Genomic DNA, 19,565 nt, shown 5'->3' with positions numbered 1-19,565 from the left:
AACATGGCACTTTAAAAACTACTATTTTCTCAATTAATCCAAAAAATATTGGTAAAAACCATACAAAGGACATCACATCGTCCAAACTTAAGTCGAAGAAAAGGAGGAAGACGCTCAATGTCTTCCAACTTACTTAAGGAAGTTAGAAACAAAAAAATATACTTCTATATGGATATCCGGGTAACGATAGCTATGAAAAGGCTGCGCTCAATGCAAAAAAGCCTTGAACAATAAAGAGATGGCCCCCAGCAATACTATCCACATCATGCTTCTGCGGAAAGTTTCTTGGCGGATCTTGCGCGCAGCAGGTAGGCCGACCAGCGTCCCTAACAATACACCTGGAAGTCCAACAAGTGTGTGCTGCATAACCACGGGAGTGACCAGCCCATAAAGAATGTCAAATATCACGGCAATACTGATACTGAACATAAAAAATGCCCCGAAGATGGCCCGAGCTACGTTCTTATCCCATCCGGCCATCGACGCACATACCGCCAGCGGTGGTCCACCCAACCCCACGGCACCGGTAAACATCCCAGACGCAGCCCCCCAACCTAACCGTGCGAGAGCGCCGTCTCTCCATGAACTCCGTAAATTGAGGCCACCCCACATTTGCCAAACGGCAAACGCGATAAGCATGCTCCCTAAAAAAATTTCCAACCCGAAAGCCGGAATGTGTTTCAAGCTCCAAACTCCCAGCCCCACCCCCGGCAGACTCCCCAGCACCAGCATCCAGACAGCCTTCCAATCAGTATAATGCCAGAATCGAATTACCAGCAAAATATTAGTCAGCACAGACAACAGACAGGCTACCAAAATAACCAAGGAAAAATCCATGAACAGCACCATGAGCGGCAAGGCAATCATGGGACCACCCATCCCCGTAACGATATTAACAAAGCCCCCCAAGAACCAACCGGAAAATGTAATAATATAGGACAACTCCATAATTATACCCTACACATCCACACTGGAATTTTTTTGAGATGCTGTCTGTATCCGCCGTCACTGGCATGAGAGGCCACCGACAAACCTTCGCACAGTCCACGGAAAGCATCCTGCTCCAGAATGATGGATTCATCAACCTCCATCCCATGCGACCTAAAATCTATTTAGATATTGACTTTCATTTTCATATAGCTATAGTCCTTCGCAAACAACGACCCTCTTTCATGGATGGCTTCATGACACCTTCTCAAATTTCCTCAGCGCTCCATACGCTTCTTTCCGCTCACCAAGCGGTCTTCCTCTGGGGGGCACCAGGTGTAGGCAAAAGCCAGGTTGTGGCGAAAGTCGCTGCGGATCGCGGTATGGACTTGCGTGACATACGAGCGGTTCTGCTCGATCCTGTCGATCTTCGTGGACTTCCCCGCCTTGAAAACGGACGTGCGGAATGGTGCCCGCCCGCCTTTCTCCCGGGCCCGGATGATCCAGAACAAGGCATTATCTTCCTTGATGAACTGAACGCTGCGCCGCCATTGGTTCAAGCGGCCTGTTACCAGCTTGTGCTGGACCGAAGAATCGGGGAGTACCGTCTGCCTGACGGCTGGAGCATCATAGCGGCCGGCAACCGTGAAAAGGACAAGGCCGTTATCCACCGGATGCCTTCCGCGCTGGCGAACCGCATGGTGCACCTTGAATTCGATGTTTGCCCTGATGATTGGTTCCAGTGGGCACAGCAAGCGGGTATACGGCGTGAAATAATTGCTTTTCTACGATTCCGCCCCAAACTGCTCCATGACTTTGATCCGCTTTCCTCCGGGAAGGCGTTCGCCTCTCCGCGCTCATGGGCTTTCCTGTCAGGCATTCTTAATGCCGATCCCGATCCGAATGTGGAATATGAGCTCTTCCGTGGGACTGTGGGGGATGGCGCGGCGGCTGAATTCATGGGATTCCTTCACGTCTGGCGTGAGCTCCCTTCAGTGGAAGATATCCTTGACAATCCGGATGACGCTCTCGTGCCTGATGATCCGGCAGCGCTGTATGCCGTATGTGAAGCCCTTTCAGAAAAAGCTTCCGCTGAAACCGTCAAGGCTCTTGTAGCCTATGCCGGACGCCTGCCCGCTGAATTCGGTGTTCTGCTCATGCGTGACGCCGTCTGTCGTGACGAGCGTATCGTCCATACATCTGCCTTTGCCGACTGGGCTCAGGCCAACGCTCACGTCTTGATGTAACATTATGACACCACTCGAACGGCAAGCCCATCTTGCCATGATCCGCGCTAGGGCGGCACTCGTATTGGATCATCCTTTTTTCGGCTCCATCGCCCTGCGTCTGAAGCTGAAGCCGGATCCCACATGCAGTGACCTCTGGACGGACGGGCGTACTCTTGGCTTTAACCCCTCTTACGCCGCCGCATTGTCCGAGGCCGCGCTCATAGGGGCGCAGGCGCATGAGGTCATGCATTTGGCTTGTGCCCATCACGTCCGTCGCAAAGGGCGCGATGCGGCGCTCTGGAATAAAGCTTGTGATCTTGTTGTCAACCAACTTTTGTTGGATGCAGGATTCTCTCTCCCTCAAGGAGCCACACACGATCCGTCTTATGCCGGGCTTTCCGCCGAGGCATTGTATTCAGAATTGGCCCGCCTTCAGGATGAACCGCCCAACAAAGGGGCCGAGCGCCCGGAAGTTCAGGAGGAAACCGAACAAGCAGAAGGCGGTACGGGACAATCGGGCGAAGGGAAAGGGGAATCCAAAGATCAAAAAAAGCCCACAGAAGGAGAACGCGGCGAGGCCGAACTATTGGGGGGACACGGAGCTTCCGAACACAGTCAAGAGAAAGGCAACGGGCAACAAACAAAGCCCATGGCCTTTACAGGAGAAGTGCGTGATCATCCCGTATTGGACGGCGGCAACGGAGCAGCGCAAAAGCAGGCGGAGCAGGAAGCCGACATTGAACTCGTTCAGGCTATGCAGCGTGCCAAGCATATGGGAGATATGCCGGCGGGCTTTCTCCGTTTGTTCCGAAAACGGCTGCACCCGACATTGGACTGGCGAGGTATCCTTCAACGCTTTCTCGAGAACTGTACGGATGGTGACTCTACATGGACCACACCAAATCGCCGCTATCTTTACCAAGGCATCTATCTGCCTTCGCGGCAGGAACCCCGTATCCCCCATGTAGTGCTCGCCGTGGACAGCTCTGGATCCGTGGATGATACGCTTCTTGAAATCTTCTGTGCCGAACTGTCCGGTATTCTGGAAGACTACGACACTCTCCTGACCGTCTTGTTCCATGATACGCAAGTTCAGTCCGCCCAAACATTTACCCGACAGGATCTGCCATTACGGCTGGCCCCGGTGGGAGGCGGCGGAACGGATTACAGGCCAGTTACCGCGTATATTGAAGAAAACGATCTCACCCCCACCTGCATGATCTGGTTCACTGATCTGGAGTGTGACAGATTTCCGGAGGAACCCGCCTTTCCCGTCCTCTGGCTCGCCGAACAGCCGAACGGGACAACGCCACCTTTTGGTGAACTGGGATATTTCAAAGAACTTCCATCCGCCTAACAATAGGACTACCGACATGCGTATAGAATGGAATATTACCAAACGGCGCGGCAATATCCGCCCTATTCTTCACTACACGGTAACCCTTGAGGAGCATGAACGAGAGTTGGCCCTGCCGTTCATCCGCATCGCTTCGACCATCCCGGAACCGCCCGATTCTTGGCAGGAATTCTGCTATCCCGGACAACATGAACGCTCAAAGAATCCTATGTCTGGAAAAACCTATGATTTAGAAATCCCTTCCCACAAAGGACGCCTCTGGAAACAAAGCTTGCGCCTTCCTTGGCGTGAAGAAAACAACTATCCCGAAATCGAACAATCCTTCAAAAAATTACGTGATGCTTTCGAAGCGGAATTAAAAGCGGCTTATGACAGCCTGCCCATGAATGAATCGAATGCACTTGAAACCAGCTTTGAGTCTCGCCGTTTCATAGCCCCCGGAGCCCTTGCGGAACGTTTTCTCGCCCTCGCCAAAAACGCCAAGGCATCCTGAAAAAACAAGGGGAAAATTTCAAAGGCTCTGGGGCTGCGACGGCCAATTGCCTCCTAGGGCCAGACCTCAAACTGAGCTAGAAGATAACAGAAGTAATAAAGTAGATTGCTGAGAAAAAATGTTAATTCCTGTATTTCGTAATATCCTATTAAGATAATTATCTAACAAAATTTCACTACCATACAGCTTTTCTCTTCCAGGGGGGATGTCGTCTATCATCACCTTGATTTCAAAACTTCCTGCAAGTACACGGTTCCCCTCCATCTGCCAGAGAAATACTATTACAGTGAGTAGAAGGGAATAGAGGATAGGTCGAGAGCTAGTCTTGCTTGAAAAAAACTCTGATCAGCAATAGATTAACAAAAAAGACGGTATGAAATAACGTAGGGGAATAAATACTGTAAGGATATTTCATAGATGCAGAAATGGTTTATGCATGTGGACATGGACGCATTTTACGCGTCCATCGAGCAAAAAGACCATCCTGAACTGCGGGGCAAACCGGTTATTGTTGGTGGAGGCGGCCCCCGAGGGGTCGTCAGTGCGGCTTCCTATGAAGTCCGGAAGTTCGGCGTCCATTCCGCAATGCCCATAGCACAGGCATTGCAGCTCTGCCCTCATGCTATTCTCGTTCCTGTGCGTATGGCACGATACGCCGAAGTTTCCCGAACCGTAGTTGATGTCTTACGCTCGTATTCTCCCCGAGTCGAAAAGGCATCCGTCGACGAAGCCTACCTTGATGCGACAGGGTTGGAGCGACTCTTCGGCCCTGTAGAAGACATGGCACGGCGCATCAAACGCGAAGTGAAAGAAGTTACCGGAGGATTGACCTGCTCCATCGGGCTGGCCCCCGTTAAATTTCTTGCCAAAATAGCTTCCGATTTAAACAAACCTGATGGACTCAGTATTCTGCTTCCTGATAAGCTGTCCGCTTTTCTCCAATCGCTTCCGGTGGAACAAATACCGGGTGTGGGAAAAACAATGGTGCGGGAACTTCAAAACCTTGCCATCCGGACAGCAGGCGATGTCCTACGCTATCCTAAAATGTTTTGGGAGCGTCGTTTTGGAAAAGCCGGCATCATCCTCTATGAACGGGCACAAGGCATTGATCCACGAGAAGTGGAACCCTATACGCCTCCCAAATCAGAAAGTGCCGAAACGACGTTTGATGTCGACACACGCGATGTAGGCTTCCTTAAGGGCTGGCTTTTTCGCCATGCTGATCGGATAGGTCGCACACTACGGAAACAGCGGCTTCAGGGCCGTGTAATCACGCTCAAAGTCAAGTATGCCGATTTTCGCATCATTACCCGCAGGGTCACGCTTGATGCCCCTACTAACGCTACGGAATCTATTTATGAGACAGCGTGTAATTTGCTCGATCACATGCGTCTTGAGGAGAAAATTCGGCTTATCGGCGTAGGCGTTTCCGGTTTCGACAGCTCACCACACCAGTTATTACTCCCTACCCTTGGGAAGGACAGCCGAGCTACAGAAGAACGCCGCATCAAACTGGACAAGGTCATGGATGAGCTCCAAGACAAGTTCGGCCAAACATCGGTCGTACGCGGGCGCCTCTTCCAACAGGTGGCCCCGCCCAAAAAACGAACCTGATTCTTTCCCTTCTACGGCAAGGTGTCCTATCCCTCTTCCTTTCTCTTCAGCCCACTGCTATACTTTCCTGCCATGAACATCATTATTATGAATAATAGGGCCAGTTTTCTGGTCAGCTTTTGGAGTGTGCTCATCTCCCGCTTGCGGGAAGAAGGGCATCAGGTAACGTGCCTCGTCCCTGCGGGAGATTCCGAAGCCGAAACCACCCTCAAAGGGCTTGGGGCGAATGTCCGTAACTATCCTTTGGATAACAAGGGGCTAAACCCAGTCCATGACTTGAAAACTTGTTTTGCCCTATACAAGGTTTTCCATGAGGAACGCGCCGATATCCTATATGCGTCCACCATCAAGTCGGTTATTTACGGGATCCCGATGGCGGCTTTGGCGGGCATTCGATCCCGTTATGCCATGATTACGGGACTCGGATACATGTTTGAGGCCAATACCCCCACAAAAAAGATGCTTACGTATCTGGCCTCCTTCCTCTACCGTATTTCGCTTTCTTTTAGTAATGCCGTATTGTTTCAGAATACGGATGATGTCCGGACGTTTCGGGATTGGCATTGCCTCCCGCGCGGTGCCCATGTCGTCATGACCAAAGGTACGGGAGTGGACACGGACAAGTTTGCCGTGGAGCCTCTTCCCGAAGCTCCCCTTACATTCCTTCTCGTGGGAAGGCTTCTTGAAGCCAAAGGGCTGTATGAATATGCGGAAGCGGCCAGGATAGTAAAAAAACGGTATCCCAATGCCCGTTTCCAGCTCCTTGGTGCCCCTGAAAGCTCTAGGGGGGGAGTCCCTCTTGAAACGGTTAAGGGATGGGAGCAGGAAGGCATTATTGAATACCTCGGCGTCACGCGTGATGTGCGTCCCTATGTTGGACAGGCGAATGTTATCGTTCTTCCATCGTGGCGGGAAGGGTTGCCGTGTTCGCTCATGGAAGCCATGAGCATGGGGCGTCCCATCGTGGCAACCGATGTTCCCGGATGCCGAGATGTGGTCGTCGACGGGAAGAATGGTTTTCTCGTGCCTGTACGGACTCCCGAAGCCTTGGCAAAGGCGTTGGAATCGTTTTTAGAGGATGGCGCTCTGGCGGCCTGTATGGGGAAAGAAGGAAGAGCCATTGCGGAAACAGAACTGGATGCCCGTAAGGCTGCCGATCTTATCCTCAACGTCATGAAGTTGGTTTCCTAACGAGGACTCACTGGAGGTTTCCCTTGCTTATCAGCGGTTATCGCAAAGGGCTGTTTAAAGTTCTGGATGCCGTCTGCATCCTTGCGGCGCTCAGCATTACCGGATGGGTCATGCTGCCCGCGGATCTTTCCGTTCTGCACGACTACACAGGGGCGTCGCTGTTTACCGTCGCCTCCTACCTTTTCTTCTTTTATGTGTTGGATGCCTATAACATTGGGGCTGAGGACTTCAAGGACACCACCGGCCGGGTTCTTATAGCTTTCTTCCTCGGCGCCATCGCTTCCGCTTCCGCGTTTTATGCGTTCCAGCACTGGCGTTTCGATCGTAAGACACTGCTGCTACTTTTCAGCCTGTGCCTTCTGTTCTGTCTCGGCTGGCGTGCGCTCTACTATAAGCACATCGGCCGTTTTGTGCATAAAGCCAGAATCCTGCTCATCGGGACGGATCGCGCAGGGAAGGTCCGGCAAACCATTTCCGAATCCCTGACCGACGCCGATATCGTCGGTTATGTGGGCGATTGTGACAACGACAGAGAAATCCCCTATCTTGGCACCCCCATGCAGGTTGAGGAAATCGCCAAACAGCAGAACGTCACCATGATTGTCTTGCTGCCCGACGCTCCCATTGATGAAGACATCGCTACCGAACTGTTGCATGCCAAGCTGCACGGGCAGATGATCGTCGATGTCCGCTCCTTCTGTGAACATATGGTGCATCGGCTCCCCGTCTCACAGATCAGCTCGGAATGGCTGCTCACGGAAGAAGGCTTTTCGCTCAATACCCGAGGTTCCCTGCGCCGCCTCAAGCGGGCTTTCGACCTGTTCGCCACGCTCGGCCTGCTGCTCTGCACGTCGCCCATCATGATTCTCACCGCCATTGCCATCCGTGCGGAATCTCCCGGCCCTATCATCTACAGACAGCGTCGTGTGGGCCTGTTCGGGCAGGATTTCACCGTCTACAAATTCCGCTCCATGCGTACTGACGCCGAGAAAAACGGTGCGGTCTGGGCCATGAAGTCCGACCCCCGCGTCACCAAAGTGGGGAAAATCATCCGCAAAACCCGTATCGACGAACTGCCCCAGTTGTGGAACGTGCTCAAAGGCGAAATGAGCCTCATTGGGCCTCGCCCGGAACGCCCTGAATTCGTCAGTGAACTTGAGAAGGAAATCCCCTTCTACAGCCTGCGCCACGCGGTCAAGCCCGGCGTCACCGGCTGGGCACAGGTCTGTTATCCTTACGGCTCCTCCGTCGAGGATGCCCGCCGCAAGCTGGAATATGACCTGTACTACGCCAAAAACATGTCCATCCTGCTGGACGTTCGGATCATCCTTAAGACCATAGGCGTGGTGCTCTTCCCCAAGGGCGCACGCTAACCCTTCCCCTTCTCTCGCCAGAAAAAAGGCATACCGTTTTTTCGGTATGCCTTTTTGTTTGGCTGTGTTATAGAAAATGGTTGATGCTTTTTTCTTTGAAGCTCCAAAGGGATAACCGGCAAAATGCCTTAGCCGTGGATCCCGAAGGGGAAAACAGGAAAAAAGGATGTATTTTTCACCGTACTGTGGAGATGAAACAACCACATACTATACAGAGCCTTTTGTTTTCTCGGCACATTCTAACGACTCAACGCTCCCAATCCCGCATTTATCATAGTGATCCAGCTATCATGCGGTTGACGGGCATCCCCGAAAAGGCTTCAGTGTGAAACAGATACGGCAGAAGAAGCCGTCCGTACGGATGTGCCTTTTGCCAAGGACACGTCTTGAATGCAACGCTGACCCAAAGAAGGATGTACCCATGTTCAACCCAGAGGAAACCCAGTACGAAGTGCTGCGCCGCAGAGGTATCTGCCGACGTGATTTCCTGAAATTTTGCTCTATGGCGGCGGTTGCCTTGGGCCTTGGCCCAATGGGGCACCTCGAAATCGCCCACGCTATGGAAACCAAACCGTATCTGCCCGTCATCTGGATCAATGGCCTTTCGTGTTCCTGTTGCACGGAATCTTTTATCCGCTCGGCGCATCCTTTGGCTTCCGACATCATCCTTTCCATGATCGCGCTGGACTATCAGGACACCATCATGGCGGCGGCGGGCGATCAGGCCATGCAATGTTTTGAAGAAGCCATCAGCGCCTACAAGGGACGCTACATCCTTGCCGTGGAGGGCAATCCGCCTCTGGGCGAAGAAGGCATGTACTGCATCGACGGTGGGCGTCCCTTCATGGACAAACTCCAGCGCGGAGCCGCCGGAGCCAAGGCCATCGTCGCGTGGGGGACCTGCGCCTCATGGGGATGCGTGCAGGCTGCCCGCCCCAACCCCACGCAGGCAACCCCTATCCACAAGGTCATCCACGACAAGCCTATCATCAAGGTTCCGGGCTGCCCCGCCATCCCGGACGTCATGAGCAACATCGTCGCCTACGTTCTCACCTACGATCAGCTCCCCAAACTCGATTCGCAGGGTCGCCCAGAGGTCTTTTACGGCAAACGTGTGCATGACCAGTGCGTGCGCCGCGCCCACTTCGACGCGGGGCAGTTTGTGGAATCATGGGACGACGCCGCAGCAAGCCTCGGCTATTGCCTCTACAAGATGGGCTGCAAGGGGCCGACGACCTACAACGCCTGCCCCGTTACCCGGTGGAACAACGGGGTTTCCTATCCTATACAGTCCGGCCACGGCTGCATCGGCTGTGCCGAACAGAATTTCTGGGATCACGGTTCCTTCTACGACCGCATCACCAATATCCCACAATTCGGAACCAACACGACGGCCGAAACTGTGGGCGTGGCCGCCGTCGCCGGCATCGGTGCCGGCGTGGTGACGCACGCGGCCATCAGTACCGCCGTGCACCTCAAGCACCGCTACGGCAAGGACAGAGACTGTTCCAAGGAAACCAAGTCCGCACAGGCTGAAAAAAACGATTCCAACGATTCCACCCCTTCTGAAAGGAACTGATCATGGCCTACGAATACACAACGCAGGGATACACCGTTAACGACTCGGGGCGGCGTCTCGTCGTTGACCCGGTTACACGCATTGAGGGGCATCTCAGATGCGAAGTGAACATCAACGACGATAACGTGATCACCAACGCCGTCTCATGCGGAACCATGTTCCGGGGGCTGGAAATCATCGTTAAAGACCGTGACCCCCGCGACATCTGGGCTTTTGTGGAACGCATCTGCGGCGTCTGTACAGGCACGCACGCGCTCGCCTCCGTCCATGCAATCGAGGACGCACTCAAGATAGACATCCCCGACAACGCGAACATCATCCGCAACCTGATGCAACTGGCCCTCTGGTATCATGACCACCTGGTGCACTTCTACCAGCTCGGCGGGCTGGACTGGATCGACGTGGTTTCCGCTTCCAAGGCCGATCCTAAAGAAACATCCAAGCTTGCCCAAAGCCTTTCGCCGTGGCCGCAGTCCTCCCCCGGCTATTTCGCCTCCGTAAAGGAAAAACTGGTCCGCATCATCTCCACCGGACAGCTCGGCATTTTCAAAAACGGCTACTGGGGGCATCCCGGCTATAAGTTCTCACCTGAGGCCAACCTCATGCTGGTGGCCCACTATATTGAGGCTCTCGACTTTCAGAAAGACGTCGTCCAGATCCATACGGTTTTCGGCGGCAAGAACCCCCACCCCAACTGGCTGGTGGGCGGCGTTCCTCTGGCCCTCAACATCAACGCCAAGGGCGGGGCCGACGTCATCAACATGGAGCGTCTTGAGCTCGTCCAGTCGATCATCAAACGCTGCCGTGAATTCTCGGCACAGGTGCTCCTTCCCGACAGCATCGCCCTCGCCAAATTCTATCCTGAATGGCTGCATCTCGGCACGGGCCTTTCCAACCAGTCGTTGCTGGCGTATGGGGCGTTTCCATCCATCGCCAACGACTACTCGCAAAAAAGCCTGCTCATCCCCGGCGGGGCGATCATCAACGGCAACTTCAATGAAGTGTTGCCCGTCGACCTGTCCGACGAGGATCAGATCCGTGAAGAAGTCGGACGCTCATGGTACACGTATCCCAAGGGCATTACTTCCCTGCATCCCTATCAGGGCGAAACAGTGCCTCACTTCGAGCTTGGCCCCGCAACCAAGGGCAATAGGACGGACATCAAGCAGCTTGATGAAAACGCGCCCTATTCGTGGATCAAGACACCCCGCTGGCGCGGCAACATGATGGAAGTGGGGCCGCTGGCAAGGACACTTATCGCCTACCAGCTCAAGCAGCCGGACATCGTCGCCCGCGTCGACGATCTGTGCGCCCGGATCGGGTCGCCCGTCACATCGCTGCAATCGACTATGGGCCGTATCCTCGCCAGGGCGCAGGAAGCGCATTGGGCGGCCGACACCATGCAGGTCTTTTTCGACAAGCTCATAACGAACCTCAAGAACGGAGACAGCACCGCCGTCTTCACCAACAAGTGGGATCCCGACACATGGCCGCAGGAAGCCCGCGGCGTCGGCTTCACCGAAGCCCCCCGCGGCGCGCTCGGCCACTGGACGGTCATCAAAAACAAGAAGGTGGACGTATATCAGTGCGTCGTCCCGACCACATGGAACGCCGCACCGCGCAGCGACGGCGGACAACTCGGCCCGTATGAGGCCGCCCTGCTCGGCACAAGGATGGATGTACCCAAGCAGCCGCTGGAAATACTGCGGACGCTCCACAGCTTTGATCCCTGCCTTGCCTGTGCGACGCACGTCTTGGGGCCGGACGGCAGCGAACTGCTGACGGTCCATATGGACTAAGGAGGACGCCATGAACGAACCTATTCAGGAAGGGAAACCCATCTATGTCTTCCAGCTGCCGATCCGCATCTGGCACTGGAGCATGGTGTTGTCATTCCTTGTGCTCATTCCAACGGGGTATATCATCGGCAAGCCGTGGCATTCGCTGGACGGCGATCCGACCTACCTTTTTTATATGGGCTATACCCGTATGGCCCACTTCATCGCCGGGTTCATCATCGCCATCGGCCTGCTCTGGCGCATCATCTTCGCGTTCTTCGGCAACAAGTATTCCAGACAGGTCTTCGTCATTCCGTTCTGGAGAAAAAGCTGGTGGCAGGATCTGCTGTCGGACTTCCGCTGGTATCTGTTTCTTGACAGAACCCCGCGCGAACACATCGGGCATAATCCGTTGGCCCAGCTCGGCATGATGACCTGCATCAACCTGCTCATCATCATGATCCTGACGGGCTTCGGCATGTACGTCCAATCGTCCGACTCGGTCATCCTCCAGCCGTTTCATCTGGTGGTGGACTTCATTTACTGGATCGGCGACAGCGGGCGGGATCTGCACAGCTACCACCGCTTGGGTATGCTGTTCCTCATGTGCTTCATCATCATTCACTTGTATATGGTCATCCGTGAAGAAATCATGGGCAAGTCCACGCTCGTCTCGACCATGTTCAGCGGATTCCGGCTGCTGCGCTCAGGAAAGGGAGGCTGATTATGGAACGGATCGTTGTATTGGGGCTGGGCAATATCCTCTATGGGGATGAAGGCTTCGGCGTCCGGGTCGCGGAACAGCTCTATTCACGGTATGCCTTTCCCGACAATGTGGAAATCGTGGATGCCGGAACACAGGGGCATCCTCTGCTGGCCTTCGTGGAACGGGCCACACGCCTGCTTTTGCTGGATGCCGTGGATTTCGGGCTCCAGCCGGGAACCATCATTGAGAAGGACAGTACCGGCATCCCAGCCTATTTGAGCGCGCATAAGATAAGCCTGCACCAGAACAGCTTTTCTGAAGTGCTGGCCCTTGCGGAGCTGAAGGACTGCCTCCCGGAGGAAATCCGGCTGATCGGAGCCCAACCTCTGGACATGACCTATGGGAACACGCTGAGCCCCCTGCTGCTGTCGCGGCTGGACACGCTGGTGGGTATGGCGCTACATCAGCTTCAGGCATGGGGCGTTCCAAGCCACCCGGCGAACTCAAAATCCGCATTTCAAAATCCTGAGATCTCGCTTAAGCGGTACGTTCCTTTATCAGCCTGATCACCCCACACACTGACTGTAAGGAGCGGGGAGAAAAACTTTCCCCGCTCTTTTCTATGCCTACCCAAGCACCAGCCGGGCACACGGCGACCGACTAGTTGCACCGGTGCTAAAAAGCTTCTACCCCACACTGAACGCCCTGCCGCAACAAAATCCTCTTTCCCCGCACTATCCGCCTCTGGACATTCCTTCCACCCTACGGGTATGAAACATAAAAATATCCGATTAGGGAGATGAGGACGTGAATATAGACGGAAAAGCATATCGGACGATCTGGCTTGACGAGGCGGATCGCCTGCATGTCATTGACCAGCATGTACTGCCCCATCGTTTCGAGACGGCGACGCTCACATCGTTCAGCGCGGTTTGCGACGCCATCAGGAACATGCTCGTCCGAGGTGCGGGGCTCATTGGTGCAACAGCCGGATACGGCATGTGGCTTGCCGCCTGCGAAGCTCCCGCGAAGGACACTGAAGCTTTCGACGCCTTCATGTCCGACGCCGCAACCGCCTTAAAACGAACCCGCCCAACGGCCTCCAATCTGGCATGGGCCGTTGACCGCCAGCTTGCCGCCATGACGTGGGGGAATTCCCCGGAAGAAAAGCGGCATATCGCCAAAATGACCGCCCAAGCCATCGCCGACGAAGATGCCGAGGCGTGCAAATCCATCGGCGTGCATGGAAAAACGCTGCTCGAAGCGCTGGCGGCGAAGAAAGCGAACGGAGCCCCCGTCAACATCCTGACGCATTGCAACGCGGGCTGGCTGGCCTTCGTCGATCACGGTTCGGCCCTGTCCCCCGTGTACACGGCACATGACGCGGGGCTTCCCGTGCATGTGTGGGTCGACGAAACCCGTCCCCGCAATCAAGGTGCAAGCCTCACGGCGTGGGAGCTCTCTCGGCACGGCGTGCCTCACTCGCTGATCGCAGACAATGCGGGCGGGCATCTCATGCAGCATGGGCAGGTGGACATCGTTATCGTCGGCGCGGATCGGGTTACCCGCAGGGGTGATGCGGCCAACAAAATCGGGACGTATCTCAAGGCTCTAGCCGCGCATGACAACGGCGTTCCCTTTTATGTGGCGCTCCCCTCCTCGACGTTCGACTTTTCCCTTGATGACGGCGTGGCGGAAATCCCCATTGAAGAACGCGGAGCTGCTGAAGTCCGCATCATGAGCGGGAAAACGCCCGACGGCAGCGTGCTTGACGTTCAGATTTGCCCGGACGCAACTCCAGCCCGAAACTGGGCGTTCGACGTCACCCCGAATAGGCTCATCACAGGGCTCATTTCCGAACGCGGAATCTGTCAGGCCACTCAAGAAGGCATTGCCTCCCTGTATCCCGAATCCCTAGGAATGGCACGCCATGGCCGCTGAACCGATTGACGGCATCGTCAAATACCAAGCCAGCCATACGGTGGGAGATGTCGAGACGTATCTTTGTACTTTGCCTGCCAAACTACGGGATACGGCGCTTGATGCGCTGACGCTTTTTCCTGAACTGGATGCGGCGCGCACAGCGCTTCATGACGCAGGGCTCATCGGCATTTACCCTTCCGGCATCGGTTACGGGAACATCTCTTTGCGGCTGGCGGGAAACCTGTTCCTCATCAGCGGGAGCGGAACGGGCTCCAGCCGCCTTTTGGGAAAACAAGGTTACAGCCTCGTCCACACGTTTGATCCTCTCAAAAATACCGTGACATCCTTCGGCCCCGTCCAAGCCTCTTCGGAGTCCATGACCCACGGGGCCGTTTACGACGCAGCCAACAAAGCGCACTGCGTCATCCATATCCACAGCCCGTTCCTCTTTACGTCCCTTCTGGCGAAAGGCTTCCCCCGGACTCCGGAGTCCATCGCCTACGGAACCCCCGCCCTTTCCCGTGAAGTGACGCTTTTGATTACGGAAAAACTTTCTCCTTCCGAAGGAGTCTTCGTAACGGCCGGGCATAATGAAGGCGTTTTCGCGTACGGTGAAAGCATCGCCTCCACCCTCGACCTCATTCTTTCCCTGAACACGACAAAGGACTGATCATGGGCATCAAAATAGGCATCATCGGCGGCAGCGGCCTCGACAACCTGAACATTTTTACCAACGCGAGGGACACCTTCGCTGGCACGGTATGGGGTGAACCGTCCTCGCCGCTCCGGAAAGGCGAAATTGCGGGCGTTCCTGTGATCGTATTGGCGCGTCATGGGCGCAGCCATACGATTGCGCCTTCTTCGGTCAATTACCGGGCTAACATCCAAGCCCTCAAAGATGCCGGATGCACGCACATCCTCGCGACGACGGCGACCGGTTCCCTCCGGGAGGAAATCCGGCGCGGCGATCTCGTCATTCTTGATCAATTCATCGACTTCACCAAACAACGGAAAATGACGTTCCACGATTATTTCAAACCGGGCCAGCCCATCCATACGCCCATGTCCGAACCATTTGACGCCGCTCTGCGCCAAATCTTAATTGAAGGCTGCCGTAAAAACCATTTTCCTTTCCATCCCACCGGAACCGTCGTCACCATCGAAGGCCCCCGCTTCTCCACCAAGGCGGAATCCCGTATGTTCCGTACGTGGGGGGCTGATGTCATCAACATGTCCGTTTCCACGGAAACGGCACTTGCCAATGAAGCGGGCATTCCTTATGCCGCTGTAGCCATGTCCACGGACTATGACTGCTGGAAGGAAGACGAAGCCCCGGTCAGTTGGGAGGAAGTATCTCTCGTCTTCAAGCAAAACGCCGAAAAGGTGACGACTCTGCTGGTTGAAAGTATCCCTGCCATTGCCCAGCTCGCGTTAAAGTAGTTCCATACATCGCCTCAACCCCCGCAGTATACGCACTGTAAAACAAAGACAGCCCGAAAAAATTCCGGGCTGTCTTTGTTTCTTTTGGAAAGCTGTTCCTAGTGGAACCACCATTCCGAGCCTTCCGGCTGAACCGTCGTCCCGTGATAGGCAATCATCACACCTTCGTTGTCTTCGTTACGGTGGCAATATCTTTGGGCGAAGCGAATGGCGGTTGCCTTGTCCACATTTTCCGCAATCATTCCGGCATGCTTGTTTTCCGCATTCTTGCGGGCGACAAAAATGACGTCATAGGTGTTGTTGTCCATCTGTCCTGTGCTCATATCGTCTCCGTTCCGATGAAAGCTTGAAGAAACACTGATACCATCCGGGAATGTACCGGGTGAAGGCTTCTCTTGACATGTTTCTTTTTTGAGCCTGTTTGCATGGCCTTGTCAACCCTGCCGTATGCCCCTTTTCCCTTTTGGTCAGATCACATCACCGACTGCGGCATAGCGTGTATGGAATACCGATTTACAATCTTTCAACCCAGTTACTTTATTTAATAAATGAAAAAACAATTAGTTCTTGTCCTTTGCGCCACAATTGTCTATGACCGTAAAGCCGTACCTTGGCTGCCTGTTTACAGACAGCCGTTTTGACTACATCAATCGTTATGAGGGGAGGAGATTATGTCAAAGAAACATTCCAAAATGAGCCTTCCGGTGCAGATGGTCATCGGGCTTATCCTTGGCGTCATCGTCGGAAGCATGACGTCGGCCGAGTTTACCGCCGCCTACCTACGTCCGTTCGGGCAGCTTTTCATCACCCTGATTCGCATGGTGGTCGTGCCGTTGGTTCTTGCTACGATCATCGCGGGGGCCGCAGGCATCCATGACCTGAGCAAACTGGGGCGCGTCGCCACCAAAACGCTCGTCTACTACTTCCTCACCACGGGTGTTGCCGTGGGCATCGGGCTCCTCCTCGCCAATATCATGCAGCCCGGCATTGGGCTGGATCTTTCCACGGAAGGCCTGAAAGCCAAACAGATTACGCCGCCCAGCCTGATCCAGACCCTGCTTGACATTGTGCCGATGAACCCCATAGATGCCCTCGCCAAAGGCAACATGCTGCAGGTTATCTTCTTTGCCGTCATTTTCGGCTTTGCCTTGAGCTCCCTCGGCGAAACGGGCAAGCCGCTGCTCCGTATTTTTGAACTCATCGGCGACGTGATGATCCGTATGACCAATATGGTCATGATGTATGCCCCCATCGGCGTATTCGGCCTCATCTCATATACCGTCAGCCAGCACGGTCTTAAGGTGCTTTTGCCTCTCGGCAAGCTCATCCTTGTCTCGGCCATCGCGTCCGTCCTGCATGTTCTCATCTGCTACAGTCCGCTGGTCAAGTACGTGGTACGTATTCCGCTTCCCACGTTCTTCCGCGGTATCTTTGAACCGTGGCTCATCGCCTTTACAACGTGCTCCAGCGCCGCGGCCCTTCCCACTAACTTACAGTCCGTACGCCGCCTTGGGGCTTCAAAGGGCGTGGCCAGCTTCTCCATCCCGCTCGGCAATACCATCAACATGGACGGCACCGCCATTTATATGGGCGTCGCGGCTGTTTTCGCCGCCGAAGTGTATGGCATCCCGCTGACCTTAAGCGACCAGCTCACCGTCATGCTTATGGGGCTCCTTGCCTCGATCGGCACCGCCGGCGTGCCCGGTGCGGGCCTTATCATGGTCAGCCTCGTCTTCACGCAGATCCGCATCCCGTTGGAAGCCCTAGCTCTGATCGCGGGTATCGACCGCGTACTTGATATGATCCGCACCTCCATCAACGTCCTCGGCGACGCCACGGGTGCCCTGCTCGTTTCCAAACTTGAAGGGGATCTGGGGAAAGAGCCTTTTGAGGAAAATGAAGATGCCAGCGAACTGAATACCGGTACGGAAACATTTGAATAATTCGCCATACCATCCTTAAATGCAGAGGCGTCATCCCGAAAAGGAGACGCCTTTTCCTTTAACCGCACTCCAGTACGCGCATTGTTGCAGGGCGGACTTTTGCCGCGATAGTGGCGGCTATACCGCTCGACCGGAACATGCTTACGTGATATATATGAAAAAAATGGGGAGGAGCATGGCCTGTTTCTTCCTGTTTCCCCGTCCGGTTTTGTCCACTGTGGTCAAGGCCATTCCCCAACGGACGGGTTTTCCGACATTGAACCGTGAGGGGTACTCATGGGTAAAGAAAATAAAGAAGCTTTACAGGTTACGAAAGAAATCATCGTCAAATTCATCGAAACGCAGCGTATTTCCCCAAGCAATTTCGCAGAACATTTCCCTGCCATCTACAAGATTGTTCTCGATACGCTGGAAGACAACGCGACACAGGATAGCGCCAGTGAACGCTGAAAAAACTCAAGAAGAACTTGAAGAAAAAACCGGAACGGCTGTCGATGCACATGCGGCAAAAGTTTCGGGGCTCTTCGCCCGTATCGTCAAATGGTATGATCCTTTGAACAGAATCTTAAGCCTAGGGTTGGACCAAGGCTGGCGGAAATGCCTTGCCGATGCAGTGCTTCCCGGACAGGCGGAAGGGAAACGGGTTCTCGATCTTGCTGCGGGCACGTTGGACGTTACATTAGCGGTGCGGAAGCGCCATCCCACGGCACAGGTACTGGCAATGGACTTTTGCCCTCCCATGCTGGTGCATGGGCAAAAAAAACTTTCGGAAAAGGACAAAGACTTCGTTCTTTCCGTCGGGGCCGACGCGCGTGCCCTGCCTCTCCCCGACGCATGTATGGACGGCCTCACTATGGCGTTCGGCATCCGCAACATTACCCCCCGTTCAGCCTCTTTTGCGGAGATGGCGCGGGTTCTTAAACCAAAAGGACGGGCATGCATCTTGGAGTTTGGGACGGGGAAAAAGCGCATTTGGCTCGGTATCTACAATTTTTACCTGAAAAGGATACTGCCCATCATAGGCAGGCTTTCTGGAGATCCCGGAGCTTATGCCTACCTTGCCAAGAGCATCATCGAGTTCCCTTCGGCGGAAGCCTTGAGCGATGAACTGCGTGCTGCGGGTTTTAAACGGATTTACCATATTCCTTTGTGCTCAGGCATTGTGTGCCTGCATGTTGCCGAAAAAGGCTAGAGGCATTGTTATAAGAAAAAAGTAGAAAGGACATGGACTGGTTTACTGAAACAAGGAGACGGCTATGAAAACATTTTTCTTTTTTGGCGACTCCATCACTCTGGGGGTCAATGATACCCTTGCTGGCGGCTGGATCGGACGATTCGCCGGATTGGCGTCCCAACGCACCGGCCTTCCCGTTCCGCCTTCGACTTTCTACAATCTAGGTGCCCGTAAACATTCGAGCCTTCAAATCCGGGAGCGTTGGGCTTCCGAATACCGTTCCCGCGTCAATGACGCCACCGTGCCCTATTTGATTTTCTGCTTCGGCACCGTGGACATGGCAGCTCCCAACGGCAATGTCGTTATCCCCATTAAGGACAGCATCCAAAACGCTCAAGCCATTCTTTCCGAAGCGCAGATGGAAGCCCCGGTCCTTATGATGGGCCCGCCCCCGGTAAAAAATCCGGAGCATATGGAGAGGTTGAATAAACTGAATGAAACCTATGCCGGGCTTTGCCTTGATCTGGGTGTTGCCTATCTTGATCTCCTTAAAGGGCTCCCTGCCGTATACGTCGCCGATCTGGATGACGGGATCCATCCGGGAAAAACGGGAAACGCACTCATTGCCGAACAGCTTCTCACTGCCCCAATCGTACAAAGCTGGCTTCAAAGCTAAGCCGCGCAATACAAAAAAACGCCCCTTCATGCCATATAAGGGGCGCTTTATAGTTCTCCAAAACAATCTAAACCAATGAGATAGACACGAAAGCCCTTAAAAGGACGGGGCGGGCCTGCACTGGGAAACTAAAGAAGGGAGAGAAAGTTTTTCAAAATCTTT

General features: G+C 54.3%; 18 protein-coding genes. 16 read left to right on the top strand and 2 right to left on the bottom strand.

Translation table 11 applies throughout. From position 1 onward, the window contains the following. Nucleotides 1–207: 207 nt before the first annotated feature. Nucleotides 208–948: a sulfite exporter TauE/SafE family protein gene (locus AC6I1V_RS02375; RefSeq protein ID WP_486854675.1), complete on the bottom strand. Its 741-nt coding sequence runs from the start codon at nucleotides 946–948 to the stop codon at nucleotides 208–210. 236 nt (nucleotides 949–1,184) lie between these two features. On the opposite strand from AC6I1V_RS02375, the gene AC6I1V_RS02370 reads away from it, so the two are divergent. The 13 genes from AC6I1V_RS02370 to mtnP all read left to right on the top strand — a co-directional run bounded on the left by AC6I1V_RS02370 (nucleotide 1,185) and on the right by mtnP (nucleotide 15,610). Next, on the top strand, nucleotides 1,185–2,174 hold the full coding sequence (locus AC6I1V_RS02370) for an AAA family ATPase (RefSeq protein WP_486854674.1): 990 nt from the start codon (nucleotides 1,185–1,187) through the stop codon (nucleotides 2,172–2,174). 4 nt (nucleotides 2,175–2,178) lie between these two features. Continuing rightward, nucleotides 2,179–3,513 carry a vWA domain-containing protein gene (locus AC6I1V_RS02365; RefSeq protein ID WP_486854673.1) on the top strand — a complete coding sequence of 445 codons (1,335 nt, stop codon included), beginning with the start codon at nucleotides 2,179–2,181 and terminating at the stop codon, nucleotides 3,511–3,513. A gap of 16 nt (nucleotides 3,514–3,529) precedes the next feature. Next, complete coding sequence (locus AC6I1V_RS02360) at nucleotides 3,530–4,006, top strand: hypothetical protein (protein WP_486854672.1); 477 nt, start codon at nucleotides 3,530–3,532, stop codon at nucleotides 4,004–4,006. A gap of 417 nt (nucleotides 4,007–4,423) precedes the next feature. Beyond that, nucleotides 4,424–5,620, top strand: a complete 1,197-nt coding sequence (locus AC6I1V_RS02355) for a DNA polymerase IV (RefSeq protein ID WP_486853955.1) — start codon at nucleotides 4,424–4,426, stop codon at nucleotides 5,618–5,620. Nucleotides 5,621–5,692: 72 nt separating this feature from the next. Then, complete coding sequence (locus tag AC6I1V_RS02350) at nucleotides 5,693–6,811, top strand: glycosyltransferase family 4 protein (RefSeq protein ID WP_486853954.1); 1,119 nt, start codon at nucleotides 5,693–5,695, stop codon at nucleotides 6,809–6,811. A gap of 23 nt (nucleotides 6,812–6,834) precedes the next feature. Beyond that, complete coding sequence (locus AC6I1V_RS02345) at nucleotides 6,835–8,184, top strand: sugar transferase (protein WP_486853953.1); 1,350 nt, start codon at nucleotides 6,835–6,837, stop codon at nucleotides 8,182–8,184. A 421-nt stretch (nucleotides 8,185–8,605) separates the two neighbouring features. Then, nucleotides 8,606–9,763 (top strand): hydrogenase small subunit, encoded by a 1,158-nt coding sequence (locus AC6I1V_RS02340; protein ID WP_486853952.1) that lies wholly within the window; start codon nucleotides 8,606–8,608, stop codon nucleotides 9,761–9,763. A gap of 2 nt (nucleotides 9,764–9,765) precedes the next feature. Further along, the gene (locus tag AC6I1V_RS02335) at nucleotides 9,766–11,562 is read left to right on the top strand and encodes a nickel-dependent hydrogenase large subunit (RefSeq protein WP_486853951.1); all 1,797 of its coding nucleotides are present in this window, start codon (nucleotides 9,766–9,768) and stop codon (nucleotides 11,560–11,562) included. Nucleotides 11,563–11,572: 10 nt separating this feature from the next. After that, nucleotides 11,573–12,265 carry a Ni/Fe-hydrogenase, b-type cytochrome subunit gene (gene cybH / locus AC6I1V_RS02330; RefSeq protein ID WP_302552031.1) on the top strand — a complete coding sequence of 231 codons (693 nt, stop codon included), beginning with the start codon at nucleotides 11,573–11,575 and terminating at the stop codon, nucleotides 12,263–12,265. Nucleotides 12,266–12,267: 2 nt separating this feature from the next. Then, on the top strand, nucleotides 12,268–12,813 hold the full coding sequence (hybD, locus tag AC6I1V_RS02325; protein ID WP_486853950.1) for a HyaD/HybD family hydrogenase maturation endopeptidase: 546 nt from the start codon (nucleotides 12,268–12,270) through the stop codon (nucleotides 12,811–12,813). Nucleotides 12,814–13,054: 241 nt separating this feature from the next. After that, nucleotides 13,055–14,188 carry an S-methyl-5-thioribose-1-phosphate isomerase gene (gene mtnA, locus AC6I1V_RS02320; RefSeq protein ID WP_486853949.1) on the top strand — a complete coding sequence of 378 codons (1,134 nt, stop codon included), beginning with the start codon at nucleotides 13,055–13,057 and terminating at the stop codon, nucleotides 14,186–14,188. Continuing rightward, the gene (locus tag AC6I1V_RS02315) at nucleotides 14,178–14,840 is read left to right on the top strand and encodes a class II aldolase/adducin family protein (protein ID WP_486853948.1); all 663 of its coding nucleotides are present in this window, start codon (nucleotides 14,178–14,180) and stop codon (nucleotides 14,838–14,840) included. The genes mtnA and AC6I1V_RS02315 overlap by 11 nt, the downstream gene beginning before the upstream one ends. Before the next feature lie 2 nt (nucleotides 14,841–14,842). Further along, the gene (gene mtnP, locus AC6I1V_RS02310) at nucleotides 14,843–15,610 is read left to right on the top strand and encodes an S-methyl-5'-thioadenosine phosphorylase (RefSeq protein WP_486853947.1); all 768 of its coding nucleotides are present in this window, start codon (nucleotides 14,843–14,845) and stop codon (nucleotides 15,608–15,610) included. A gap of 98 nt (nucleotides 15,611–15,708) precedes the next feature. Here mtnP and AC6I1V_RS02305 read toward each other — a convergent pair whose 3' ends face one another. Then, nucleotides 15,709–15,933, bottom strand: coding sequence for a hypothetical protein (locus tag AC6I1V_RS02305; protein WP_337432183.1), 225 nt, complete (start codon nucleotides 15,931–15,933; stop codon nucleotides 15,709–15,711). A 348-nt stretch (nucleotides 15,934–16,281) separates the two neighbouring features. Here AC6I1V_RS02305 and AC6I1V_RS02300 point away from each other — a divergent pair, with 348 nt between their 5' ends. The 3 genes from AC6I1V_RS02300 (at nucleotide 16,282) to AC6I1V_RS02290 (ending at nucleotide 19,403) form a co-directional block, all read left to right on the top strand. Then, on the top strand, nucleotides 16,282–17,553 hold the full coding sequence (locus AC6I1V_RS02300) for a dicarboxylate/amino acid:cation symporter (RefSeq protein ID WP_302552037.1): 1,272 nt from the start codon (nucleotides 16,282–16,284) through the stop codon (nucleotides 17,551–17,553). A 439-nt stretch (nucleotides 17,554–17,992) separates the two neighbouring features. Next, nucleotides 17,993–18,745, top strand: coding sequence for a ubiquinone/menaquinone biosynthesis methyltransferase (locus AC6I1V_RS02295; RefSeq protein ID WP_486853946.1), 753 nt, complete (start codon nucleotides 17,993–17,995; stop codon nucleotides 18,743–18,745). Between the two features lie 64 nt (nucleotides 18,746–18,809). Continuing rightward, nucleotides 18,810–19,403 (top strand): GDSL-type esterase/lipase family protein, encoded by a 594-nt coding sequence (locus AC6I1V_RS02290; RefSeq protein ID WP_302552039.1) that lies wholly within the window; start codon nucleotides 18,810–18,812, stop codon nucleotides 19,401–19,403. Nucleotides 19,404–19,565 lie beyond the last annotated feature (162 nt).

This window comes from Bilophila sp. T19-St14 (assembly GCF_059728385.1).
This window is presented reverse-complemented; position numbering and strand designations above follow the sequence as displayed.